The sequence below is a fragment of the Luteitalea pratensis genome (assembly GCF_001618865.1).
In the GTDB taxonomy this organism is placed as follows: domain Bacteria; phylum Acidobacteriota; class Vicinamibacteria; order Vicinamibacterales; family Vicinamibacteraceae; genus Luteitalea; species Luteitalea pratensis.
Map to the genome: position 1 here is coordinate 5,307,101 of NZ_CP015136.1, position 23,641 is coordinate 5,330,741.

The window sequence follows — 23,641 nt, forward strand, 5'->3', positions numbered from 1 at the left end:
TTACTTCTCGTCGACAACCTCGGCGTCGATCACCTCGCCGTCGACAGGCGCCCCGGATCCGCCCGGACCGCCAGCCGCGCCGTCGGTGCCGCCCGACGCCTCCGTCTGGCGGTAGAGGGCCTCCGCGGCCTTGGCCTGCGCGGTGACGAGTTGATCCACGGCAGCGGTAATGGCCGCTGCGTCCTCGCCCTCGAGGGCCTTGCGCACCGCGGCGACGGCATCGGTCACCGGCTGCTTGTCGGCATCGGTGAGCTTGTCACCGGCGTCGGTCAGCATGCGCTCGGCCTGGTAGGCCGCCTGCTCGGCCTTGTTGCGCGTCTCGATCTGCTCGCGACGCTGCCGATCCTCCTCGGCGTGCAGTTCGGCATCCTTCATCATCTTGTCGACCTCGTCCTTGCTGAGGCCGCTGGAGCCGGTGATCGTGATCTTCTGCTCCTTGCTGGTCGCGCGATCCTTGGCCGACACGTTCACGACGCCGTTGGCGTCGATGTCGAACGTCACCTCGATCTGCGGCACACCGCGTGGCGCCGGCGGAATCCCATCGAGATGGAACTTGCCGAGGCTCTTGTTGTCGCGCGCCATCTGCCGCTCGCCCTGGAGGACGTGCACTTCGACGCTCGGCTGGCTATCGGACGCGGTCGAAAAGACCTCGCTCTTGCGCGTCGGAATCGTGGTGTTCCGATCGATGAGGCGGGTCATGATGCCACCGAGCGTCTCGATGCCGAGCGACAGCGGCGTCACGTCGAGGAGCAGGAGATCCTTGACTTCGCCCGTCAGCACACCGGCCTGCACGGCGGCGCCGATGGCCACGACCTCGTCCGGGTTGACGCTCTTGTTCGGCTCCTTGCCGAACAGGTCCTTCACCAGCTGCTGCACGCGCGGCACGCGGGTCGAACCGCCGACGAGCACCACCTCGTGGATCTGCGACGGCTGCAGGCCCGCATCCGTGAGCGCCTGCCGCGTCGGCCCGAGCGCCCGCTGGAGCAGGTCTTCGACGAGCGATTCGAACTTGGCGCGCGACAGCTGCAGCGACAGGTGCTTGGCGCCCGATGCATCAGCGGTGATGAACGGCAGGCTGATGTCGGTCTGCATCGTGCTCGAGAGCTCGATCTTGGCCTTCTCCGCCGCCTCGCGCAGGCGCTGCAACGCCATGCGGTCCTTGCTCAGGTCGATGCCTTCCTGCTTCTTGAACTCCGCGATGATCCACTCGATGACGCGTTGATCGAGGTTGTCACCACCGAGGTGCGTGTCGCCGTTGGTCGACTTGACCTCGACCACGCCCTCGCCCACTTCGAGGATCGAGATGTCGAAGGTGCCGCCGCCGAAGTCGAACACGGCGATCGTCTGGTCGCCCTTCTTGTCCAGGCCGTAGGCCAACGCCGCGGCAGTCGGCTCGTTGACGATGCGCTTGACCTCGAGACCGGCGATGCGACCGGCTTCGATGGTGGCCTGGCGCTGCGCGTCATTGAAGTACGCCGGCACCGTGATCACGGCCTGCGTCACCGATTGGCCCAGGTACTCCTCGGCCGCCTGCTTCAGCTTCTGCAACACCATGGCGCTGATTTGCGGCGGCGCCCACTTCTGCCCGCCCGCCTCGATGCGCACGTCGGCGCCTTCCTTGACGGCGTGGTACGGCACCAGCTTCATCTCGTCGCTGACTTCCTCGAAGCGACGCCCCATGAAGCGCTTGATCGAATAGACCGTGTTCTCGGCATTGGTGGCGGCCTGGCGCTTGGCGACCTGGCCGACGAGACGCTCGCCGGACTTGGTGAAGGCCACAACCGACGGTGTCAGCCGGCTGCCTTCAGGATTCGTGATGACGGTGGGTTCTCCACCTTCCATGACTGCGACGACCGAGTTGGTCGTCCCGAGGTCGATACCAATGACTTTGCTCATGACGTCAGCCCCTCTGCGTAAGCAATGGGCCACTCCTCGGGTACGTCCCTCGGTTAGCCCTTCATAACCATGGCATCATAAAATCTGAGCTCGTTTATGTCAACACAGGTACGGGTACACGGGAACCGGGAACCGGGGAACCAGAGCGTCGGGATTAGAATTCGGGATTCGGAATGTGTGTTCGATTACGTGGACGGGCGGCCGCGTCGCCGGCGGTGCGCGTGAGGACTCGTTAAGCGTTAAGCGTTAGTCGTTACGCGTTCTGTCCCCCCTGGCCCGTCCGTTGCTGTAAGGGGCGAGTCCTAGAGAAAGACCGCCGGCCGGCCGGCCGATGCCACGGCACTGGCTGTGAAAGGAACACATGAACGCGCTGGTCTTCGTTGCTCCGCTGGCCCTGGCCGTTGCCCTCGTGCTTCCCGCGAACGCAACCGCCCAACCGGCCGAGGCCCCGCCGGCCGACACGCCGCCCCATCTCATCCGGCTGGAGGGCAGCGGCGCGCAGGCGATCCGCGACGGCGCCGCGACGCCGGTCGAGCAGGGCGACCCCGTGTTCTTCGGCGATCGCCTCGACCTCGGGGACGCCTATGGGCAGGTGCTCTGGGGCGATGGCTCCCGCATCGCGCTCGATCGGGGCGCACGTCTCGACGCCCTGGCCGAGGACCTGCTGGCGCTCACGGCCGGACGTACGCTGGTCAGCCGGCCGGCCGGCGCGACCGCGCCCCTGCGCCTCGACACACCGGCGGCCTCCCTCATCCTGGCTCCCGATGGCGAATACCGTGTCAGCCTCGACGGCGACGTGACGTCGCTCGCGGTCACACGCGGCCATGCCGACGTGCAGACCGGCATGGGCAACCAGATCGTCGGCGCGGGCTACCAGGTGGCCCTGCGCGACGGCATCACGCCTGAAGCCCCGCGTCGGTTCAATGCCGCAGGCTACGACAGCTTCATTGCGTGGGCCACCGCGCCGGTGGCGGCGCCAGCGGCCGGCGCTCCACTCGACACCTTCGAGGATCCGCGGTTCGAAGCCTATTCGGACGTCTTCAACCGATACGGCGGGTGGGAGACCGACCCGCAATACGGCGCCGTGTGGTACCCGACTGTCGCGGCCAACTGGCGGCCGTATACGGCTGGCTACTGGCACGCCTACGGCTCGGAGAACCAGTGGCTTTGGGTTGGCCGCGATCCGTTCGGCTGGCCGACGCATCACTACGGCCGGTGGGGCATGAACAACGGCGGCCGCTGGTACTGGATGCCGGGGCGGCAGTGGGCCCCGGCGTGGGTCAGCTGGAGCGTTGGGCCCGGCTACATTGGCTGGTCGCCGCTCGGCAATCAGGACCGACCGGTGCGTTCCTGGGACACGTTGTCGCAGCCACGCGGTGTCTACCCCGGCGGCACGCTCGACGCGTCGCGCGCGTGGACGGTCGTGCCCTCGGATCGCTTTGGGCAGCGAGGGCACATGAGCGCGTACGCCGTCGACCCGCGCACCCTCGACAACCTGTCGGCGTTCGTCTCGCAGCGCGTCGGTCCACCTGCCCGCTACGGCCATCCGGCCGGTGGTCCTGGCCGGTCCTACGGCGAGCAAGGCGGAACGGCCGTCTACGGCCCGGGCGGCTATTACGGCGGCGTGCGGTCGCGCAGTGGTGGCGACACGAACATCCGAGGCGGCGTCGGCCCGACCCGGGTAGGCCCGGGGTCACCGGGGTACGGCGGCCCGACGCCGCCGCCCGAGGATCCGTACGAACGAGCGGAGCGCGCCGTCGCGCCGCGTGGCCGCCAGCGCCCTGCCGCGCAGGACACCGCCACCCCGGCCCGGCCGCCGGCGCAGACGACCGATCCTGCGCCGCCCGCGCAAGCCGCGCCTCGCCAACGCACGCCGCCGCGCGAGACACCGACGCCATCGCCGCCCAAGGCTGCACGTGAGACTGCGCCGCCGCCACCGGCGGCCGCACCGCCGCCCGCGCCTCCAGCCGCCGATAGCACCCCGCCCGCCACATCCGCCGGTCGAAGCACGGGCACAGGCACAGGCCGTAGAGCCGTACCTCGTCCCTAGCGGGCACGGCTCACGCTTAACGCTTAACGCTCAACGCTTGAAAGATGACGGCAAAGCCATGAAGGCGCTGCCGGACCTCTCTGCCCGCCATGCTTCCCGCATGAGGCGCCGAAACGTTGGGTGGCGTTGGGCGTTGACCAGCAGGCGGGAAGCGTTAGGCGTTAGTCGTTAAGCGTTACGATCGCCCCAATGCCCACCTACGTCGTTCGGGTTGCGCGCCAGGCGACCGTCTTCCTGCTGTTCATGCTGACGATCGTGCTCGGCGCGGTGAGCGGCGTGCTGTTTGCGTTTGCGGGGGACCTGCCGCAGATCTCGGCGCTCGACGATTACGCGCCGAGCACCATCACCCGCATTTACGCCAACAACGGCGACGTCATCGGCGAGTTCGCCAAGGAGCGGCGGCTGGTCGTGACCTACGACGGCATCTCGCCCCTGCTCCGCCAGGCGATCGTCGCGGCCGAGGACAAGGACTTCGAGGAGCACGTCGGCCTCAGCGTGCCGCGCATCGTCATCACTGCCTTCAAGGACGTGGTGCACAAGCAGCGCGCCGGCGCCAGCACCATCACCCAACAGCTGGCGCGGATGCTCTTCCTGCAGGCCGACTACATGAAGGGCGGCGTCTACGCCCGCACGGGCGTCGCCGGGTGGGAACGCAAGGTCAAGGAAGCGATCATCTCCGTCCAGTTGGAGAAGCGCTTCACCAAGCGCGAGATCCTGACGCTGTACTGCAACACCACGTACTTCGGACACGGCGCCTACGGCGTCGAAGCGGCGTCGCGGCTGTACTTCGGCAAGGCCGCCCGCGACCTGGCGCTCGAGGAGGCGGCGCTCATCGCCGGCATCATTCAGGGCAACGTGCGCCAGAGCCCGTACATCAACCCGGACGCTGCGGCGCGTCGGCGCAACTACGCGTTGCAGCGGATGGCGGAAGAGGGCTTCATCACGGCGCAGCAGGCCGCCGAGGCCAAGGGCAAGCCGATCAAGACCGCCGGACTGCCGAGGCAGGCCTATGCACAGGCGCAGTATTTCGTCGAAGAGGTCCGGCAGCAGCTCGAACAGCGGTTCGGCGCCAAGCAACTCTACGAGAACGGGCTGTCGGTGCAGACCAGCCTCGACCTGCCGCTGCAGCAGGCAGCCACGCGTGCGCTGCAGGCGGGCCTGCGGCGGCTCGATCAGCGGCGCGGGTTCCGGAAGCCGTCCAACCTGTTGACGGCCGGCGCCGACCTCGATGCGTATCGCCATCCCCGCTGGCAGGCGCCGATGGTTGTGGGCGACGTGATCCCCGCGGTGGTCACAGGCACCACGCCCGGCGAGATCCAGGCGCGCGCGGGACGCCTGGACGTCCGGATCCTCAAGGCGGGCTACGAATGGACCGGCAAGGCCAACGCCGGCGCGCTCGTCTCACGCGGCGATCTCGTGCAGGTGCTGATCGGTGAACTCGACGGTCACACCGCCACCGGCGGGCTCGCCCAGGACCCCGAACTGCAGGGCGGCGTCGTCGCCCTCGACAACCCCACCGGCCGGATCCTGGCGATGGTGGGCGGCTTCGACTTCGACCGCAGCAAGTTCAATCGCGCCATCCAGGCCTCACGCCAGCTCGGGTCGACGTTCAAGCTGGTGGTGTACACCGCCGCGATCGATCGCGGCTACACGCCGGCGAGCACGCTGCTCGACTCGCCCGTGTCGTTCCCGGGCGGCGCCGGATCACCGCCGTACGCGCCCCTCAACTACGACCGCCAGTTCGAGGGGCCGATCTCGCTGCGTCGCGCGCTCGAGCAGTCGCGCAACGTGCCGACCGTGCGTCTGATGAACGCGCTCGGCCCGAAGCAGGTGGTCCAGTACGCGAAGAAGCTCGGGATCACGTCGACGATCCCGCCCTACCTGTCGAGTGCGCTCGGGGCCGGCGAGGCGACGTTGCTCGAGATCACCAACGCGTTCTCCCTGTTCCCGAACCAGGGTGTACGCATGACGCCGTATCAGATCGTCCGGGTCACCGATCGTGAGGGCAATGCCCTCGAGGAGAACCGGCCAGCACCGAGCGAAGCCATCCGCGCCGACACGGCCTTCGTCATGACCACGCTGCTGCGCGGCGTCGTGCAGCACGGCACTGCCACGCGTGCCGCCGTGCTCGACTGGCCGCTCGGCGGCAAGACCGGCACGACCGACGACTTCACCGACGCGTGGTTTGTCGGCTTCGACCCCGACATCACGATCGGGGTGTGGGTCGGGTTCGACACCAAGCGGCCGATCGGCCAGGGCCAGAGCGGCGCGGTCGCTGCCCTGCCCATCTGGATCGACGTCATGCAGCACTGGGTGGATCGACAGCGCAAGGCGGGCAAGGCCCCGCCCGACTTCCCTGCCCCCGGCAACATCATCTTCGCCACCAATGAGGCCGGCCAGCAGGAGGCCTTCATTGCGGGGACCGAGCCGGGAGCTGAGATCAGGTAGGGACGGCTCTCCGAGCCGTCCATCACCTCAGGTAGTGGCGTCCATCGCCCAGGAGATGGACCGCTCGGAGAGCGGTCCCTACCTACTCGTCGTCGAGCGAGGCGACGCCGAGCGTGCCTGACGACTTGGCCATCAGGTAAGTCTTGATGAACGCGTCGATGTCGCCGTCGAGCACGCGCATGACATCGCCTTCCTGATACTTCGTGCGGTGGTCCTTCGCCATCTGGTACGGATGCAGCACGTAGCTCCGGATCTGGCTGCCAAAGGCGATGTCCTTCTTCTCACCGCCGAGTCGATCGAGCTCCGCCTGCTGCTCCTTGAGCTTCATGTCGAACAGGCGTGAGCGCAGCACCTTCATTGCCACGTCCTTGTTCTTGTGCTGCGAGCGCTCGTTCTGGCACGACACGACGATGCCGGTCGGCAGGTGGGTGATGCGGACGGCCGAATCGGTGACGTTGACGTGCTGTCCGCCGGCGCCGCTCGACCGGTACGTGTCGATGCGCAGCTCCTTCTCGTCGATGCTGATGTCGACGTCGTCGGGCAACTCCGGCCAGACGTAGAGGGAGGCGAACGACGTGTGCCGGCGCGCGGCCTGGTCGAACGGCGAGATGCGCACCAGCCGGTGGACACCGGCCTCGGCCGCGAGCAGGCCGTAGGCGTACTCGCCCGAGATCGTGAGGGTCGCGCTCTTGATGCCGGCCTCGTCGCCGGGCTGCGCCTCGAGCAGTTCCCGCTTGAAGCCGCGGCGCTCGGCCCAGCGCAGGTACATGCGCAGGATCATCTCGGCCCAGTCCTGCGACTCCGTGCCGCCGGCCCCCGGATGCACCGTGATGATCGCGTTCTTGGCGTCGTGCTCGCCGCCGAGCATCTTCTTGATCTCGCCGGCCTCGACCTGCCCCTGCAGGTCATCGAGGCCGCGCACGAGATCGCCGCCGACGTCCTCGCCGGCGTCGAGCCATTCGCGCAGGACGACCAGATCGTCGGTGCGCTGGCGGAGCGACTTCAGCAGCGTGACGTCTTCGTCGAGGCGTCGCCGCCGCTGCAGCACCTGCTGCGCCGCGGCCTGGTTGTTCCAGAAGTCTGGCGCGCTGGCCTGCGCCTCGAGGCGCGCGAGTTCCTGCTCGGGCCGAGCGGCGTCAAAGATACCTCCCGAGTTCGACAGCGCGACGCTGCAGGTCCTCGAATCGCTTGTAGGCCTCTTCCTTCACGAACGCCACATTCACTCCTCCGGACAGCGCGGCTGCACCGCGACCTCACCGTCTTCGAACGAAATACCGAAATGCCGAAATGCCGAAATGCTGAAATGTCGAAGGCAGGCAACGCTCTCGACATTCCAGCATTCCGGCATCAATGGTTGACCGTGCTGCCCCGCCGGCCGACCCTCTCCCAGAGGGGCAGCAGGATCAACATCCCCGTGACGAGCATACAGGCCCACGCGCCCGCGTCGCCGGTCCGGACGTACCACGTGGATCCGTCCAGCCAACGCACATCGCCGGTCCATGTGCCCGTCTCGAACAGCGGCGACTGCACCTGCACGCGGCCGTAGGGATCGACGACGGCACTGATGCCGGTGTTGGCCGCGCGCACGAGATACCGCCCCGTCTCGACGGCACGAACCCGTGCCTGCTGGAAATGCTGGTACGGCGCCGCGGAGGTGCCATACCACGCGTCGTTGGTGATCGTGGCGAGCAACTGACTCCCCTGCCGCACCGCCCTGCGCGACAGCCAGGGAAAGACCGCCTCGTAGCAGACCGCCACCGAGAGCCTGTGCACCCCGACCGGCAGCAGCGTCAGTTGCTGGCCGGCACTGAAGTCGGAAAAGCCCTCGACCAGCGGCTGGGCAAAGAACAGGAGCCAACGCACGGGGATGTACTCCCCGAACGGGACCAGCTGCATCTTGCGGTAGGAGCCGCGAATCTCGCCGGTGCCGTCCATCACGAACGCGGCGTTGTAGAACTCCTTCGGTCCCACGACCTCGTCGCTGCCGAAGACGACGGAGACGCGGGCCTGCTGCATCGCGGCCCGCATGACCTCGGTCTGGATGCCGTCGCGGCCGAAGACGAACGGCGTCGACGACTCCGGCCAGATGACGAGATCGACGCCTTGTCTGGCAGCGTCGCGCGTCAGCGCGAGGTATCTCGCCAGGATCTCGTCGCGGTACGCGGGGTCCCACTTCTGTCCCTGCGGGACGTTGCCCTGGACGAGCGCGACGCGAACGGCGGGGCCCTGCAGCAGCGCCTCGCGCGCCACGCGCCACGCGCCCCACGCGCTGACCGCGATCGGCAGCGCCATCAAGAGCGTCGCCGCCCACAGCCTGGTGCGAGAACGGCGTGGGTCGGGTGTCATCAACAAGGCGATCGCGGCCGAGGGGCAGGCGACGAGGCCGGAAAGGCCATAGATGCCCGCGAGGCTTGCGACCTGCAGCGGCGCCTCGGTGTCGGACTGGCTGTATCCGAGCAGCACCCACGGAAAACCCGTGAAGAGCGTGCCGCGCAGCCACTCGGTGCCCACCCAGAGCATCGGCGCGATGGCGAGCGCCGGTACACCAGCCCGCACGACTGCCGTCGTCAGGGCCATGCTGAACAGCGCGGGATAGACGGCCAGGTAGGCGATCAGCAGGCCAGCGAGGCCCCACGCCAGCGCCGCGTTCAGGCCACCGAAGATGGCCAGGACATCGGAGGTCCACGCCACTGTTCCGGCAAACGCAGCGAGACCAGTGACCAGGCCGAGCAGGAACGGCCGCGGCCCTCGAGGGGCCGGACGGTTGGCACATCGCGCCACGGCCACGCACAGGGGCGCGAGCGCCACCCACCCGAGAGGGGCCAGCGCCGGCCTGGGCATGCTCAGCGCGAACAGCACACCCGACAGGACGGCTAGCGCGTAATCCAGGGCTTGAACTTTTCTTCGTTCTGCAGGCGGCGCATCACCTTGTCGGCTTCCTGCCGCTGCATGTTCACGCCGACGCGCACCTTGTAGATCACCTGGCCGCCGGCGCTCGGGGCGACGACGTACGCCTTGTACCCGCGGCCCTGGAGCCGCTGCGCAATCGCATCGGCCTCAGGCCTGTTCTTGAGGGCAGTGACCTGGACCGTGAACCCGCCGTCTTCGGCGGGGGCTGGTGCCGTCGAGGAAGGCGGCGGGACGGCTGCCGGTGTGGCCGCCTTGGGTGCATCCTTCGATGCCTCGGCCGGCGACGCTTTCGCTGTCGCCTTCGGCGCCCCCGCGGGAGCCGGAGTCGCCGATTCCGGCGCCTTGACCGCGGCAGGGACCTCGGGCGTCGAGGTCATCCCCGCCGCTGCGCCGGGCTCGACCCTGGCGGGATCGCCCTGGCGCGCCGGCAGGCTGGCCGGATAGCTCAGGCCGCCAACCGGTGTCGGCTCGCCCGTCGCCGGCGCCGTCGCCGCATCGTCGTCGCCGGGCTTCGCGTCTCCGGTTTCGGCGCCGCCAGACGACGTGAACAAGCCGCGAGCGTTCTGCACGCCACGGCCGACGAGCACGCCGCACAGGAAGATGACGATCGACACCACGGTCGTCGCCATGAACAGGAACACCAGCTGCTTGCCGCTCAGCTGGATCTCGTGAAAGCCGTCGTCGTGGAGTTCGTGAGCCATACGTGCACCCAGGACGGGGACCCGTGGGCTGGGAGGCCGGGGTCACGTCGTCTGGTGACGAGATCAAGGGACGGCCAGGTCGCGGGCGCAGTTTGCCCCGGCTTCCGCAATCTGGACAGGGCTGGAGTGTACCACTAGGGTGTCCGCGCCGGAGTGGCGCGAACCCGTTCGACCAGTGCTCGGGCCACCGCGGACTCGGGCGCGAGTTGCAGGGCGCGGTCGGCATGCACCTGCGCTTCCGCGGTCTCGCCGGTGCCGAGGAGGGCCTCGGCAAGGAGCAGTCGCGCGTCCAGGCTTTCGGCGCTCCAGAGCGAGATCTTCAGCGACTCGATGGCGTCGCGCAGCCGCCCGGAACGTACCAGCACGCGACCAAGGGCGAGGTGGGTCTGGGCATCGTACGGCGCCAGGTAGAGCGACTTGCGGAACTCGGAGATCGCCTCGCGGTCCTGCAGCTGTTCCTCGAGCCGCAGGCCGCGGTCGAAGTGGAAACGTGCCAGTTGCTGGTGGTCCTGTTGGGTCGTGGACACGAGCCCCGAGTCGGCCCGCACCGGCGTGGCCTCGGTCTCGCTTGCCCGTTCGAGGCCTCGCGGGACACCGCCGACGGCGTCTTCGCTCGGCCGCTGGTCCCACTCGTCGAACCGGGACGACAACTGGCGGGCGAGATCACGCTCCCGCGTCGCCTCGGCCGTGTTGTTGGTCGCCAGCAAGGCCGCGGCCAGCACGTAGTGCGCCTCGCCATCGGCCGGACGTCGACGTACGACCTCGCGCAGCCAGTAGATGGCGGCCGGCGTGTCCTTGTCGAGCCAGTAGGCGTAACCGAGGTTGAAGAAGTAATCGGGCGAGTCGGAGGCCGCCTCCGAGGCACGCGAGAAGTACCACGCGGGCTTGCCGGTCTGGGCGGTGATGCTGCCTCGCCTCGCCTGGATCACGCCGAGGTTGTTGTACACCGCGGCGGTGGCCGACTCGTCGAGCAGGCTCTTGTACGCGGTGAACGCTTCCTCCCATCGTTTCAGGTTGGTCAGCGACAGGCCGGCGGCAAAGCGCGCACGGCGGCTGAAACGCGACGACGCGGGAACGGCCTGCGCCGCTGCGAGGGCGCGCGCATGCTGCTCCTCGTCCGTGCACACCTCCCAGATGGCGAGGTGCGCACGCGCATATCCTGGTGCGTCCTTGACCGCCTGCTCGAGGAAGCGCAGCTGGGTGGCGGGTGTCTCCGCGACGAGTCCCTTGACGAACGCCTCGAACACCTCGAGCGAGGGTGGCGGGTCATAGCCGACGACCGGCGTCCCCGGCGGCGCCCCCGCGATGGTGGCCGCGATCCGACCTGCGATGGCGACGACGTCGCCGAGCGGGCCCTGCTCGCGGATCTCGGGATTACCGCGCCCCGCCTCGACCTGGACGACACGGACCGACACGGTCAGGGTTTCACCAGCCAGGCTCACGGTCCCGGTGACGAGGTCGCGTACGCCCATCACGATGGCGGCGCGCAGCAGCGTGGCACGCGACAACTCGCGATCGGCGGGCAATTCGAGCGCATCGAAGGCCGCGACGCGGTCGATGCGCGGCACCGCCGGGCGTCCCAGCGATGTGAGGCCATCGGCCACGAGCAACGCCACACCTTCACCGAGCCAGAGGGCGCGGGGATCGTCGCCGAGCGGGCGAAGTGGCATCACCAGCACCGAAGGCGTCAGCGTGGCGGCACCCTGCGCTGTGGCGGGTACCGGCAGGCACATGGCGCTCATGGCGGACAACAGGACGCAGGCGATGCGTCCGAGCCACGTCATCTGGCGGGCTCCGGGATGTCGAGCCGGACCAGGCAATGCGCACCGCCAAGCGCGCGACAGGCGACGATTTCGGCGTGATGGGCGTCGCGGTCGTGTGCGACCAGCGCCTCGACGAACGCGAGGTAGTAGCCGCAATGCGCTTCGTGCGCCTGTTCGCGGCTGTTGCAGAAGATCGACCCGCGGATTTCGAGTTCGAGCCGGCGTCCATGGACGCGTACCTTGACCTTGGTGCCGCGATAGGACGCCTCGAAATGACGCTTCGCCAGCGTCCCCACGTGGCGCAGGCGCAGCCAGGCAGGCAGCCTGGGGCCGCCGGCCCGGACGACCCACGGCTGTCGCGCCAGCCACCAGCTGGCCGCGTAGGCGGCTGCCCGGGTCATTACGGCAGCGTAGGGCTCGCCGTCCTCATGGCGCAGGAAACTCAGAACGGCAGTGATCGGGGCGAGATTAACCGCATCCTCGCGCCAGCCGCGCGGGCGCAGGTAGCTCTCGTAGAAGTCGAGCCGGTCGGGCAACAGGTCGGCAATGGCCTGGTGCAGGGCCGCCGCCAGCAGCCGGTCGATTCTCGCCTCACTCATTTTCTGGTAACGTTTTCGCGGTGAGTAGGCGTCCGGACGGCCCGGCCGTGAGCTGGACGGGCGTCGTGCTGGCCGGCGGACGCAGCCAGCGGTTCGGGGGGGTCGACAAGACCCGACTGCCCCTGGGGGGACGCACGCTGCTGCAGCGCGCGGTCGACACGCTGGCGCCGATGACCTCCACATGCCTGGTCATCGGCGGCGCGCCGGTCACGGGCGCGACCGTGGTGCCGGACCGGTATCCGGGCGCGGGTCCGCTCGGTGGCTTGCTGACGGCACTGGATGCCATCGACTCGTCGCACGCGTTGATCCTCGCGGCCGACCTGCCCTTCATCTCCGGCTCCCTGCTGCGTGACGTGCAGCGCGCGGGCGCGGATGCCGCCGCGGCGGTGGTGCAGCATCCCGATGGTCGGCTGGCCCTGTGCCTGTCGGTGCGACGCGATTGCGCCCCCGCCGTGCACGAGATGTGGTCCCGCGGCGCGCGACGCATGCGCGACCTCGAGAACCTGGCGCCCTGCAGGAGGGTCCTCGCCGATGCGACGACCGCGCGTGGCGCCCTCTGGAACGTGAACGATCCGCTTACATATGCACGGGCGCTCGAAATGACGGAGCACGACTGCCCGGCATGCTAACCCTTTGATCTGACCGAGTCAAACCGATGATCCTGCCTCTGCAGCAGGCCGTGCGAGCGGCGCTACAGGACACGCTGACAACACTTTACGGGCACGCAGTGGTGCCCGCGACGCTCGTCATCGAGACCCCGCCGACGCGGGCCCTCGGCGATCTGGCACTCCCCTGCGCTTTCGAACTGGCGCGCACCCTCCGCAGGGCACCGCGCGCCATCGCGCAGGACATCGTCGCCGCGCTGCCGCCGATCGCCGGCGTGGCCCGCATCGAGGCGGTGGGCGGCGGCTACATCAACGTGTTCCTCGACCGCGCCGCCTTCCTGCGCAGCCACCTCGGCCAGGGCTCGGCAATGGCCACCACCGAGCGCGTCAAGACGATCGTCGAGCACACCGCGATCAACCCGAACAAGGCCGCGCACATCGGCCACCTGCGCAACTCGATCCTCGGCGATACCGTCGGGCGCCTGTTGCGTTTCCTCGGCACGCCGGTCGAGATCCAGAACTACATCGACGACACCGGCGTCCAGGTTGCCGACGTGGTCGTCGGCTTCGAGCGCCTCGAGGGCAAGGGCCTCGAGGACGTGCGCGCTCTCGCCACCGGCGAGAAGTTCGACTACTACTGCTGGGATCTCTACGCACGCGTCACCGAGTGGTACGCCGCGGACACGGAGCGGCTCGCCATTCGCAAGGCGACACTGCATGCCGTCGAGCAGGGCGGAAACGCCACAGCCGACATGGGCGCGATCATCGCCGAGGCCATCGTCGGCTGTCACCTGCGGACCATGGCGCGGCTCCACATCGACTACGACCTGCTCTCATGGGAAGGCGACATCCTGCGGCTGCAGTTCTGGGCGACGGCCTTCGACATCCTCAAGCGCAACGGCACGGTCTACCTGCAGCCGGATGGCAAGCTGAAAGGCTGCTGGGTGATGGAGATCGACGAGGACGTCGATGCCACGGTCGAACAGGCCGACCCGGTGGACGCTGGCGAAGGCGATGATGAGGCCGAAGCCGAGGGCGGCCCGAACCAGCGCGAGAAGGTGATCGTCCGCTCGGACGGCACCGTCACCTACGTGGGCAAGGACATCGCGAACCAGTTCTGGAAGTTCGGCCTGCTCGGCAAGGACTTCCTGTATCGCCCGTTCGCGACGCGCATCGACGGTGACACGCTCTGGGCGACGACGTCGACCGGCGGCGCGGCCGCGCACCCCGCCTTCGGCGGCGCCGGCACGGTGATCAACGTCATCGACACGCGCCAGTCCTACCTGCAGAAGTTGCTGAAGCAGGCGCTCGCGACGATGGGGCATCGCGCGCAGGCCGAGCAGTCGATCCACTTCTCGTACGAGATGGTGGCCCTGTCGCACAAGACGGCGCGTGAACTCGGCTACCGCGGCGACGGCGACGGCAGGCCGTTCGTCGAGGTCTCGGGCCGCAAGGGTCTCGGCGTGAAAGCCGACGACCTGCTGGACCGCCTCGTCGACAAGGCGCAACTGGAAGTGCGCAAGCGCAATCCCGATTTCAGCGACGCAGAAGCGCTTGGCACCGCCGAAGAGATCGCCGTCGCCGCCGTCCGGTACTTCATGGTCAAGTTCTCGCGGACCAAGATCATCGCCTTCGACATCGACGAGGCCCTGAGCTTCGAGGGCGAGAGCGGTCCGTACCTGCAGTACGCCGCCGTGCGTGCCGGCAACATCCTGACCAAGCTACGGGATCGGGAGCAGGTCGACGAGGCTGCGGTGGCGCAGACGATCGCCACGCTGCCGACCGATGCGCTCGCAAGCGGCGAGGACGCCGACGCACTGTGGGACCTGGTGCTCGCGTGCGGCCGTCTGGACGAGACCGCCGAGGCGGCGGTGCGCACCCTCGAGCCGTCGGTGCTCGCCAAGTACGCCTTCGGACTTGCCCAGGCATTCAGCGGCTTCTATCATCGCTGCCCGATCCTGTCCGAGGAGCGCCAGGACGTGCGCCTGTGGCGCGCTGCCGCCGCCAGTTACTTCAAGCAGCAGATGACACGCGCACTCGACCTGATGGGCGCGGTCGTGCCGGGGCGGATGTGATGCGGCGTCCACGCATCACCTATGTCCGCTGCAGCCGCGACGCGGACTATCTGAAGTCGCTCGAAGCCGTCGGCGTGTCGGTGCACGCCGTCAGTGCGGGCGGCGACATCGAGAGCGCCCTGCTCGGCGCCGACGGCGTCGTGCTCGCAGGTGGCCCGGATGTCGATCCGGCCCTTTACGGCGAGACCATGCACCCGTCGTGCAGCCTCGCCGAGGACACGCGCGACGCGTTCGAACTCGCGATGGCCCGGCGCTGCCTGCGTGACGGCGTGCCACTGCTCGCGATTTGCCGTGGCATGCAAGTGCTCAACGTCGCGGCCGGGGGCTCGCTGATCCAGGACCTGCCGTCGCAGGTGCCGGTGGCACTGCCGCACGCGCTCGACGACACGTTCACCACCGTGGCGCACGGCCTCGAAGTGATCGAAGGCACGCACCTGGCGCGCGCGCTGTCGTCAGGCATGTCCACGCAGGTCAACAGCCGTCATCACCAGGCCGCCAAGGTCCTGGGACGCGGACTCGCGGCGGCCGCCCACGCCCCGGACGGCATCGTCGAGGCGATCGAGGCCACCGCCTTGCCGTTCTGCGTCGGCGTGCAGTGGCATCCGGAGAACTTCTGGCGCACCGGGGAGTTCCTGCCGCTCTTCCGCCTGTTCGCCGCAGCGTGCCAGCAGCGAACGATGGCACACATGTAGGACATTTCAGAATTGCAGAATTGCAAAATTTCAGGAATTGCGCCACCGCTTGGAAGCAACTCGATGCCTGGCGGTGGCAGGGCAATTTTGAAATTCTGAACTTGTGCAATTACGTATGTCCCGTCAAGGCGGCGCTGAGCGCCTGCATGTCCTCGGGTGTGTTGTACAGGTGCGGCGACACGCGGATCGACGTCCCCCGCCACGAGACATGTACGTTGGCCGCGGCGAGGCGTGCCGCCAGCACCGACGAGTCCGCGCTCGCGGGCGGCCGCACGCCGACCAGGTGGCGGCCGCGCCAGGCCGCGTCCTCGATCGCGTATCCCGCCTCGACGAGCCCTTCCAGAACCGGCCCCCACAACGAGGCACAGTGCGCCTGGATCCGTGCGGTCCCCCACCCCTTCACCAGACGCAGCGCCTCGATTGTCATCGGCAGCATGATGAAGTTGGACCGTTGCCCGACGTCGAAGCGAACGCTGCCCGGCCCATACACGTCGGTGTAGTCGGCGAGGCCGCGGAAGTCCTCGCTACCGCGACGCCCTGACCACGTTTCCTCGATCGGCTCACCGTCCTGCAGGACATCGCCGAACCAGCCTATCGCGACTCCGTACGGGCCCATCAACCACTTATAGGCGGCACACATCACCGCATCGGGACGCACGTCGTCGAACGGAAAGTCGAGGGCGCCGACCCCCTGTGTGCCATCGATCACCACCCAGGCGGCGACCTCGCGTGCCCGCGCGGCAAGCCGTGGCAGGTCGAAGCGCGTGCCATCGGCCCAGTGCACGTGGCCGATCGCCAACATCGCGGTCCGCTCGTCGATCGCGTCGTGCAGCGCGGCGTTCCAGGCCGCGGCGCGGCCATTGCGCTGGTCGGGTGGAGCCACGGCGCGCACGTCGCCGCCGCGCTGTTCGGCAAGGCGCCGCCAGGGATGGACGTTGCTCGGGAACTGTTCACCGGCGACGACGATGTGCTGCCCCGGCCGGAACGGAACGTTGCGGGCGACGATCGCCATGCCGTACGAGACGCTTGGCAGCACTGCGACCTGCTCGCGCCGCGGCGTCCCGAGGACGTCCGCGAATGCCGCCTTCACCTCGTCGACCTCCGTGAAGAAATCCGTGGGCCGGATCGTCCAGGGCCGCTGCTTCCGCGCCATGCCGGCTCGTCTCGCCTCCTCCACGGAGTGCGGCAGCGGCGACATGCACGCGCAATTGAGGTAGTGGACGGCGGGAGCGATGAGGAAGGACATGGTCGGCGTCAGGCAGGCTGCAGGCTGCAGGCTGCAGCCTACGCCTCGTGGGTCAACGTAACGACCGTCTCGACGTGCGCGGTGAGCGGGAACAGATCGAAGACGGTGAGGGTGTCGACGCGAAGTCCAGCGGCAGTCAGGACCTGCAGGTCACGCGCGAGCGTCGCCGGATCGCACGATACGTAGATCACCCGTCGTGGCGAGGCCGCAGCAATCGCGGCGGATACGACCGGCGAGAGGCCGGTGCGTGGGGGATCGAGAATCACGCACGCGTTGGCGAGCCGTGCCGCCTCCTCGCCCGCGAACGTCTCGACATCTCCCCGCACCGCGCGCACCCGACCGCCGTACGGCAGCGCATTGGCCACCAGATCTTCGGCGCTCACGGCGTCACCCTCGACTGCCGTCACCGATGCGACCCCTGCCGCAGCGGCGGCGATGCCGAAGAGGCCAACACCTGCATACAGGTCGACGACGGGCGTGTCGGCCGGGACGGCGGCCAGCACATGCGCCACGAGGCGTGGCAGCAATGAACGGTTGCCCTGGAAGAACGCTGCCGCGTGACGCAGGAGTCCGGCGTCATCCGAGGCACCGGACACACCGAGTGCCTGCAATGACTCACGCAGCCAGGGATATCCGTGCAGCACGGTGGGGTGCCGCGAAGACACGAGGCCGGCGCTCACGCCCGTGCAGTCTGGCGGCGGTTGAGCCACCCAGACCTCGCCATGCCGCGGCAGCGGACGCGACAGCTCGAGATGCATGGCCTGCTGGTCGCCACGCACCGTCTGCGAGACGACGACCGCCTCGACGGCGCGCGACAGTTCAGGCCGCAGGCGCGTCATCGTGTCCTGCGCGAGTGCGATCAACCCTGCGGCGAGTTGGCCCGATGGCGCGGGATCGCACAGCGAATGTGTCCCCTCGCGGTAGAACCCGACGTGCGCGCCGTGCGCATGCAAGCGTGCCCGCAATCGCCACTCCCGTGAGGGCGAGCCAACGGCATCGATCGCCGGCAGCCCACGCAGGCGCCCGATGCGGCCGAGCGCATCCTCGACGATGGCGCGTTTCAGCGCGAGTTGGCGGTCGTAGGCCACGTGCGCGAACGCGAGGCCGCCGCACTGCGGATCGAGGCTCGGTACGACGCGGTCGGGAGAGGCCTCCTCGACGTCGACCACGCGCGCGAAGGCCACGCCCTTGCCCGATCGTTCCATGGCCACGCGCACCCGCTCACCCGGGATGCCGCCGCTCACCAGGACGACGCGTCCATCGAGCCGCGCGAGTGATCGACCGCCGGCCACGGGCTTCTCCAGTGTCAGCACGAATGTGTCGTCAACCATCGAGGCGCACCTGAGGCAGGGAGAAGTGCCGGCGCGCGAGCTCCCCGGAGAGGGCGTCCTCGGCATCGCGGAAGGCATTGGCTGGCATCTGGGCGCGGTAAGGCGAGAGCTCGCCGCGCACCTGCTCGAGCAGTTCCTGGCGCCGTGCCTCCGGAAGGCTCGACCTCGCCGCCTGCGTCAGCGTGTGTTCGATCGTCACGAGACGCTCGATGATCCTGGTTCGCGCCTCGCCTCGCGCGCCACGCGACGCATCGAGACACGCGTCGACGACGCTGATAGTGGCGGCAACGGCCTCGCTCAGCGCCGACGGCAGCGCGCTGGTGGCAGTGACGGCGGACAGCCGCACGAGGACACGCTCGAGATGCTTCGGCAACGACGGCAGGCGCGACGTGGTGACTTCGGGCACTGCGGGCGTGGTCGCCATGCTCGTGGCGGCGTGGACGCCGACGGCCCGTCGCCACTGGTCGGCCGCGTCACGCACGTCTGCCTCGCAGAACTCGATCCGGACCGGGCGGCGGCGTGGCCCCTTCGCGGTGAGCCGCGCGACGGTGCGATCGACACCGTGCAGCACGATCCGCAGCGGCATGCCGTCTTTCGCCCAGCCCGCGACGAGTTCGAAGGCCGGTCCGACGATCCGCACGAGATGGCCACCGTTGACGCGACACAGGTGTGCCTCCACGGCACGGCAGAACGCGCCGATGTCGGTCGCCGCCGGCGACGTCGCATCCGTCTCGTGCATCAGGCCTCTCGATCCTCCAGGTGCCATTCGATCTCGCCGCCATGAACGGTGACGTGGGCGCCGCCGTCCAGTCGCACGCGCAGAGCACCGGTGTCGTCGATGCCTGCCGCCCGTCCGCGCCGCGTTTCGCCAAGGGCATGCCAGCGCACTGCCGTGCCCTCGACCGACGGCGCATGCCGGCGCCAGCGCGTGCGCACGTCCTCGACCGCATCACGGGTCAGCAAGTCGACGCCGCGACGCAGGTGCCTGAGCACGGCACTCACGAGCGACGACAGCGTGGCAGGCGTGATGACGCCGGTGGGCATCAGGTCGTCGAGGGTGATCATGCGCGCGGCGATGTCAGCCGGCGCCTCGCAACGGTGCAGGTTCACGCCGATGCCGAGGACGACGGTCCTGAGCGTACCGCCTTCGCTGGCGCCCTCCGCGAGGATACCCCCCAGCTTGCGCCAGGGAGGACCGGCAAGCGATGCATGATCGTCGTCAGGCCGGGTTCGGAGAACCGGCCCTACCGTCTCATGCACGAATGCTGGCGTGGCGCCACGCACTGCACCGTTCGAAGGCCGAAGGCCGACGGCCGACGGCCGCCCCCGGCGCACCATGATGTCGTTGGGCCATTTCAGCTCGGTGGCCGGCGACTGACAGACGTCGCCGATGGCCGAGACGACAGCGACACCGGCCATCAGCGTGACGAGCGTCGAGGCAGGCGAGGCAGGGTCGGTGCGGACGGCGGTCCAACGATCGGGGCGCAGGAGCGTCGACAGATAGAGGCCACGTGCCGCCGGCGAGTGCCAGGCGGCACCGCGCCGGCCTCGTCCCGCGGTCTGTTCGCCCGCGATGACGGTGTACCCCTCCGGTGCGCCGTCGAACGCGGCCCGTGCCACGTCGTCGTTGGTCGAGCCGGTGGTGGTGAGGACGGACACGTGCTGCCCGAACGCGCCTGCGTCCACGCCGGCCGCCGCGACGCCGGTGCGTACAGCCGCGAGCCACGTGGCGAGGTCGGTGCTCACGGAGGCGGCGTGATCTTGAAGCTCAGATCCACCGCCGGCGCCGAGTGCGTGAGGGCGCCAACCGAGACGAAGTCCGCACCGGTTGCGGCAATGCCCGGGATGCGGTCGAGGGTGACACCTCCCGACACTTCGATCTGCGCGCGCCCCTTCGCCCGGCGCACGGCCTCGGCAAGCGTGGCGAGGTCCATGTTGTCGGCGAGGATGCGCGAGGCTCCGGCGCCAAGTGCGACGTCGAGTTCCTCGAGGCTGCGGACCTCTACCTCGACAATCATGTCCACGGCAGCCTCCCGCATGCGTCGCAGGGCTTCGACCACGCCCCCTGCCAGCGCGATGTGGTTGTCCTTGATCAGGATGCCGTCGTCGAGCGCGAAGCGGTGATTGGTCCCGCCGCCGGCACGCACCGCGTACTTCTCGAGGACCCGCAGCGTCGGCGTGGTCTTGCGCGTGTCGAGGATGATGAGCGACGAGCCACTGGCCGCGCCCACGTAGTGGCGTGTCAGCGTGGCGATGCCGGACAGGCGCTGCATGATGTTCAACGCGGTGCGCTCGGCAGTCAGCAACGCCCGCGCCCTCCCGGTGACCTCGGCCACGAGGGTGCCCGCCGGACACAAGTCGCCATCCTCACGGTGACGCACCATCGTCGAGGTCGGGTCGAGTTGCAGGAACGCTTCCTCGGCAACATCAAGGCCGGCGATGACGCAGTCCTGCTTGGCGAGCAGGCGCCCGTATCCCGGTTGCCCGTCCTCGATCGTGCCTTCGGTCGTGGCATCGCCCCAGCCCATGTCCTCGGCCAGGGCCCGTCGCACCAGTTCGCGGTACAGCGCCTTGTCGAGCGGCATCAGCGGGACGTTCACGCCCGGACCTCGGGTGCCGGCTCGAGTTCGCCGAGCTCGATCGTGGCGGCACGGGCCTCGCCCTCCGAGGTGCGGACACGCTGGACGAACCCTGACGCAGCCACGTCCGCACGAGCGGCCTCGAAGCAGGCCAGGTCCGCGGCCGGCGCGGTCACGTGGAAGTCGACGACCGGCGTGCGCAGCGGCTTCTTCGCTTCCGACTTCGTTCGCCGGATTTCGCCAAGTGCCCACGACGCCATGGCGAGCGCATCGTCTCCGGCGGCATCACCGGCACCGTCGATGGCGGCGAGCACCTCGGCAGCGGTCGGCCACGTCGCCCGATGCACCGAACCTTCCTTCCACCACGACCACACTTCCTCGGTCACGTACGGCAGGAAGGGCGCGAACAGGCGCAGCAGCGTCTGCAGCGTGACGACCATCGCGGCGTTGGCCGAGCCCGCGCCATCCACGCCGAGATCCCCGTAGCGGCGTGCCTTCACCAACTCCAGGTAGTTGTCGCAGAAATCCCAGAAGAACTGCTCGGTCCGCTCCAGCGCCCGGGTGTAGTTGTACTCCTCGAGGTCGGCGGTGGTGTCGGTCACGAGTGTCGCGAGCCGGGTCACCAGTCCGCGGTCGACCGGCGCGGTCACCGCGCCAATCGGCTCGGTCCGCGCGAGTGCGAACTTTGCGGCGTTGAGCAGCTTAATCGCGAGGCGACGGCCGACCCGCATCTGCCCGGTGTCGAACGCGGTGTCCGCGCCGGGACGGCCGCTGGCCGCCCAGTAGCGGACGGCGTCCGATCCGTGCTCCTCGAGCAAGCCCATGGGCGTCACGACGTTGCCCTTGGACTTGGACATCTTCTTGCGGTCGGGATCCAGCACCCAGCCGGAGATCGAGGCGTGTTTCCACGGCAGCGCATCGTGCTCGAGGTGAGCACGCAGCACCGTCGAGAACAGCCACGTGCGGATGATGTCGTGCGCCTGCGGCCGCAGGTCGAGCGGGAAGACGCGGCCGAAGAAGTTCGCGTCCTCACCCCACTGGCCGACGATCTGCGGCGTCAGTGACGACGTCGCCCAGGTGTCCATCACGTCGGGGTCGCCCACGAACCCGCCCGGCACGCCGCGCTGCCCGGCCTCGTAGCCGGCAGGGACGTCCGTAGAGGGATCCATCGGTAGCTGCGCCTCGTCTGCCAGCAGTGGCTCGTCGTAGCGCACGGTGCCGTCTTCCGCAATCGGGTACCACACCGGGAACGGCACGCCGAAGAAGCGCTGACGGGACACGCACCAGTCGCCGTTGAGGCCTTCCACCCAGTTCTCGAACCGCGCGCGCATGTAGGCCGGGTGCCACTCGAGCGTGCGTCCGCGCGCGATCAACGCCTCGCGCTGATTCATCGTGCGGATGAACCATTGGCGGCTGGTGACGATCTCGAGCGGGCGATCGCCTTTCTCGTAGAACTTCACCGCGTGCGTGATCGGCCGTGGATCGCCATCGAGATCGCCCGACTCCTTGAGCTGCTCGACGACCCGGGTGCGTGCCTGCGACGCACCTCGGCCGACCAGCGGCGCGTACGCCTGCTCGGCGCGCGCCGGGTCGATCGACGGCCACGTGTCGCCGCCGAACATGATTGGGCGCAAGGTGCCGTTGGTCTCGATGATGGAGCGCACCGGGAGGTTCAGCTCACGCCACCAGATGACGTCGGTCAGGTCGCCGAACGTGCAGATCATCGCGATGCCGGTGCCCTTCTCGGGATCGGCGAGGTGATGTGGGCGGATCGGTACCTTGACGCCGAACAGCGGCGTCACGACCTCGGTGCCGAACAGCGGCTGGTACCGGGCATCGTCGGGATGGGCGACGAGCGCGACGCAGGCCGGAATCAGTTCGGGGCGCGTGGTGTCGATCTCGACGAAGCCCTGGCCGTCGGCGCGGGCGAAGCGGATCTTGTGGTACGCGCCCGGCATCTCGCGGTCCTCGAGTTCGGCCTGGGCGACAGCCGTCCGGAAGTCCACGTCCCACAGCGTCGGCGCTTCGAGCTGGTACGCCTGGCCCCTGGCAAGCAGGCGGAGGAACGCCAACTGCGAGATCTTCTGGGCGCGCTTGCCGATGGTCGCGTAGGTCATCGACCAGTCGATCGAGAGACCGAGGTACTTCCAGAGGTGCTCGAACGCCTGTTCGTCCTGCTCGGTGAGGCGCGTGCACAATTCGATGAAGTTCGGGCGCGACACCGAGATCGGCTGCTTGCCCGGCGTCGCCGGCGGCTCGAACCCTGGGTCGTACGGCAGCGACGGATCGCATCGCACGCCGAAGTAGTTCTGCACCCGGCGCTCGGTCGGCAGGCCGTTGTCGTCCCATCCCATCGGGTAGCAGACGGCGAAGCCGCGCATCCGCTTGTAGCGCGCGATGACGTCGGTGTGCGTGTAGGAAAAGACGTGCCCCACATGGAGCGAGCCGCTCACGGTGGGCGGTGGCGTGTCGATGCTGTAGACCTCGTCACGCGGCCGCGTCCGGTCGAACCGGTAGACGGCGTCGGCATCCCAGCGGGGCTGCCATTTCGCTTCGAGGCCCTCGAGGGCCGGCTTCTCAGGAACGTTGTAGGACGGGGACGGACTCGACGCCTCGGACATCACCCGATGATCGTAGGGGGTGGCTCGCTCGCTCGCAAGAGGGAGGCGCTTCGCAAGGAGAAAGGGCGAAAAGGGCCAAAAGACAGAATCGAAGGAGAAAGGCGGAAGGACTTGAAGGTCTTGTT

General features: G+C 68.7%; 17 protein-coding genes. 5 read left to right on the plus strand and 12 right to left on the minus strand.

Annotation, left to right across the window (positions count from 1 at the left end; translation table 11 throughout):
- On the minus strand, positions 1-1,896 hold the full coding sequence (dnaK, locus tag LuPra_RS22290) for a molecular chaperone DnaK (protein WP_110172794.1): 1,896 nt from the start codon (positions 1,894-1,896) through the stop codon (positions 1-3).
- 361 nt (positions 1,897-2,257) lie between these two features.
- Between dnaK and LuPra_RS22295 the strand changes: the two genes are divergently transcribed.
- The gene (locus LuPra_RS22295; protein ID WP_110172795.1) at positions 2,258-3,946 is read left to right on the plus strand and encodes a DUF6600 domain-containing protein; all 1,689 of its coding nucleotides are present in this window, start codon (positions 2,258-2,260) and stop codon (positions 3,944-3,946) included.
- Positions 3,947-4,135: 189 nt separating this feature from the next.
- Positions 4,136-6,394, plus strand: coding sequence for a penicillin-binding protein 1A (locus LuPra_RS22300; RefSeq protein WP_110172796.1), 2,259 nt, complete (start codon positions 4,136-4,138; stop codon positions 6,392-6,394).
- Positions 6,395-6,476: 82 nt separating this feature from the next.
- Here the strand turns inward: LuPra_RS22300 and prfB are convergent.
- The 5 genes from prfB to LuPra_RS22325 form a co-directional block, all read right to left on the minus strand.
- A protein-coding gene (prfB, locus tag LuPra_RS22305) for a peptide chain release factor 2 (RefSeq protein ID WP_110174822.1) occupies positions 6,477-7,602 on the minus strand; the annotation gives its coding sequence in 2 pieces (ribosomal slippage) (positions 6,477-7,532 and positions 7,534-7,602; 1,125 coding nt in all).
- Between the two features lie 139 nt (positions 7,603-7,741).
- Positions 7,742-9,253: an apolipoprotein N-acyltransferase gene (lnt, locus tag LuPra_RS22310; RefSeq protein WP_110172797.1), complete on the minus strand. Its 1,512-nt coding sequence runs from the start codon at positions 9,251-9,253 to the stop codon at positions 7,742-7,744.
- A 14-nt stretch (positions 9,254-9,267) separates the two neighbouring features.
- Positions 9,268-10,005 (minus strand): SPOR domain-containing protein, encoded by a 738-nt coding sequence (locus LuPra_RS22315; protein WP_110172798.1) that lies wholly within the window; start codon positions 10,003-10,005, stop codon positions 9,268-9,270.
- Positions 10,006-10,139: 134 nt separating this feature from the next.
- Positions 10,140-11,789 carry a tetratricopeptide repeat protein gene (locus tag LuPra_RS22320; protein WP_110172799.1) on the minus strand — a complete coding sequence of 550 codons (1,650 nt, stop codon included), beginning with the start codon at positions 11,787-11,789 and terminating at the stop codon, positions 10,140-10,142.
- Positions 11,786-12,367 carry a hypothetical protein gene (locus LuPra_RS22325; RefSeq protein ID WP_110172800.1) on the minus strand — a complete coding sequence of 194 codons (582 nt, stop codon included), beginning with the start codon at positions 12,365-12,367 and terminating at the stop codon, positions 11,786-11,788. Before LuPra_RS22325 ends, LuPra_RS22320 begins: the two co-directional genes overlap by 4 nt.
- A 20-nt stretch (positions 12,368-12,387) precedes the next feature.
- Between LuPra_RS22325 and mobA the strand changes: the two genes are divergently transcribed.
- From mobA to LuPra_RS22340, 3 genes are read left to right on the plus strand one after another with little or no spacing between them, the layout of a single operon-like run.
- On the plus strand, positions 12,388-12,996 hold the full coding sequence (gene mobA, locus LuPra_RS22330; RefSeq protein WP_110172801.1) for a molybdenum cofactor guanylyltransferase: 609 nt from the start codon (positions 12,388-12,390) through the stop codon (positions 12,994-12,996).
- Between the two features lie 26 nt (positions 12,997-13,022).
- Positions 13,023-15,047, plus strand: a complete 2,025-nt coding sequence (locus LuPra_RS22335; RefSeq protein WP_110172802.1) for an arginine--tRNA ligase — start codon at positions 13,023-13,025, stop codon at positions 15,045-15,047.
- Positions 15,047-15,739, plus strand: a complete 693-nt coding sequence (locus LuPra_RS22340; protein ID WP_110172803.1) for a gamma-glutamyl-gamma-aminobutyrate hydrolase family protein — start codon at positions 15,047-15,049, stop codon at positions 15,737-15,739. Before LuPra_RS22335 ends, LuPra_RS22340 begins: the two co-directional genes overlap by 1 nt.
- Before the next feature lie 109 nt (positions 15,740-15,848).
- On the opposite strand, the gene LuPra_RS22345 is transcribed toward LuPra_RS22340, so the two are convergent.
- Genes LuPra_RS22345 through valS form a run of 6 tightly spaced genes read right to left on the minus strand, consistent with a single transcriptional unit; the run spans position 15,849 to position 23,516 of the window.
- The gene (locus tag LuPra_RS22345) at positions 15,849-16,985 is read right to left on the minus strand and encodes an aminotransferase class V-fold PLP-dependent enzyme (protein ID WP_110172804.1); all 1,137 of its coding nucleotides are present in this window, start codon (positions 16,983-16,985) and stop codon (positions 15,849-15,851) included.
- A 38-nt stretch (positions 16,986-17,023) separates the two neighbouring features.
- Entirely contained in the window at positions 17,024-18,316 is a 1,293-nt protein-coding gene (locus LuPra_RS22350; RefSeq protein ID WP_162271471.1) for a class I SAM-dependent RNA methyltransferase, read from the minus strand.
- Positions 18,309-19,055, minus strand: a complete 747-nt coding sequence (locus LuPra_RS22355) for a hypothetical protein (protein WP_110172806.1) — start codon at positions 19,053-19,055, stop codon at positions 18,309-18,311. The genes LuPra_RS22350 and LuPra_RS22355 overlap by 8 nt, the downstream gene beginning before the upstream one ends.
- Complete coding sequence (locus tag LuPra_RS22360) at positions 19,055-20,062, minus strand: biotin--[acetyl-CoA-carboxylase] ligase (protein ID WP_110172807.1); 1,008 nt, start codon at positions 20,060-20,062, stop codon at positions 19,055-19,057. The genes LuPra_RS22355 and LuPra_RS22360 overlap by 1 nt, the downstream gene beginning before the upstream one ends.
- A complete protein-coding gene (gene nadC, locus LuPra_RS22365; protein WP_237050662.1) occupies positions 20,059-20,916 on the minus strand; it encodes a carboxylating nicotinate-nucleotide diphosphorylase in 858 nt (285 codons plus the stop codon). Before nadC ends, LuPra_RS22360 begins: the two co-directional genes overlap by 4 nt.
- Positions 20,913-23,516, minus strand: coding sequence for a valine--tRNA ligase (gene valS / locus LuPra_RS22370; RefSeq protein ID WP_110172808.1), 2,604 nt, complete (start codon positions 23,514-23,516; stop codon positions 20,913-20,915). Before valS ends, nadC begins: the two co-directional genes overlap by 4 nt.
- Positions 23,517-23,641: the final 125 nt, after the last annotated feature.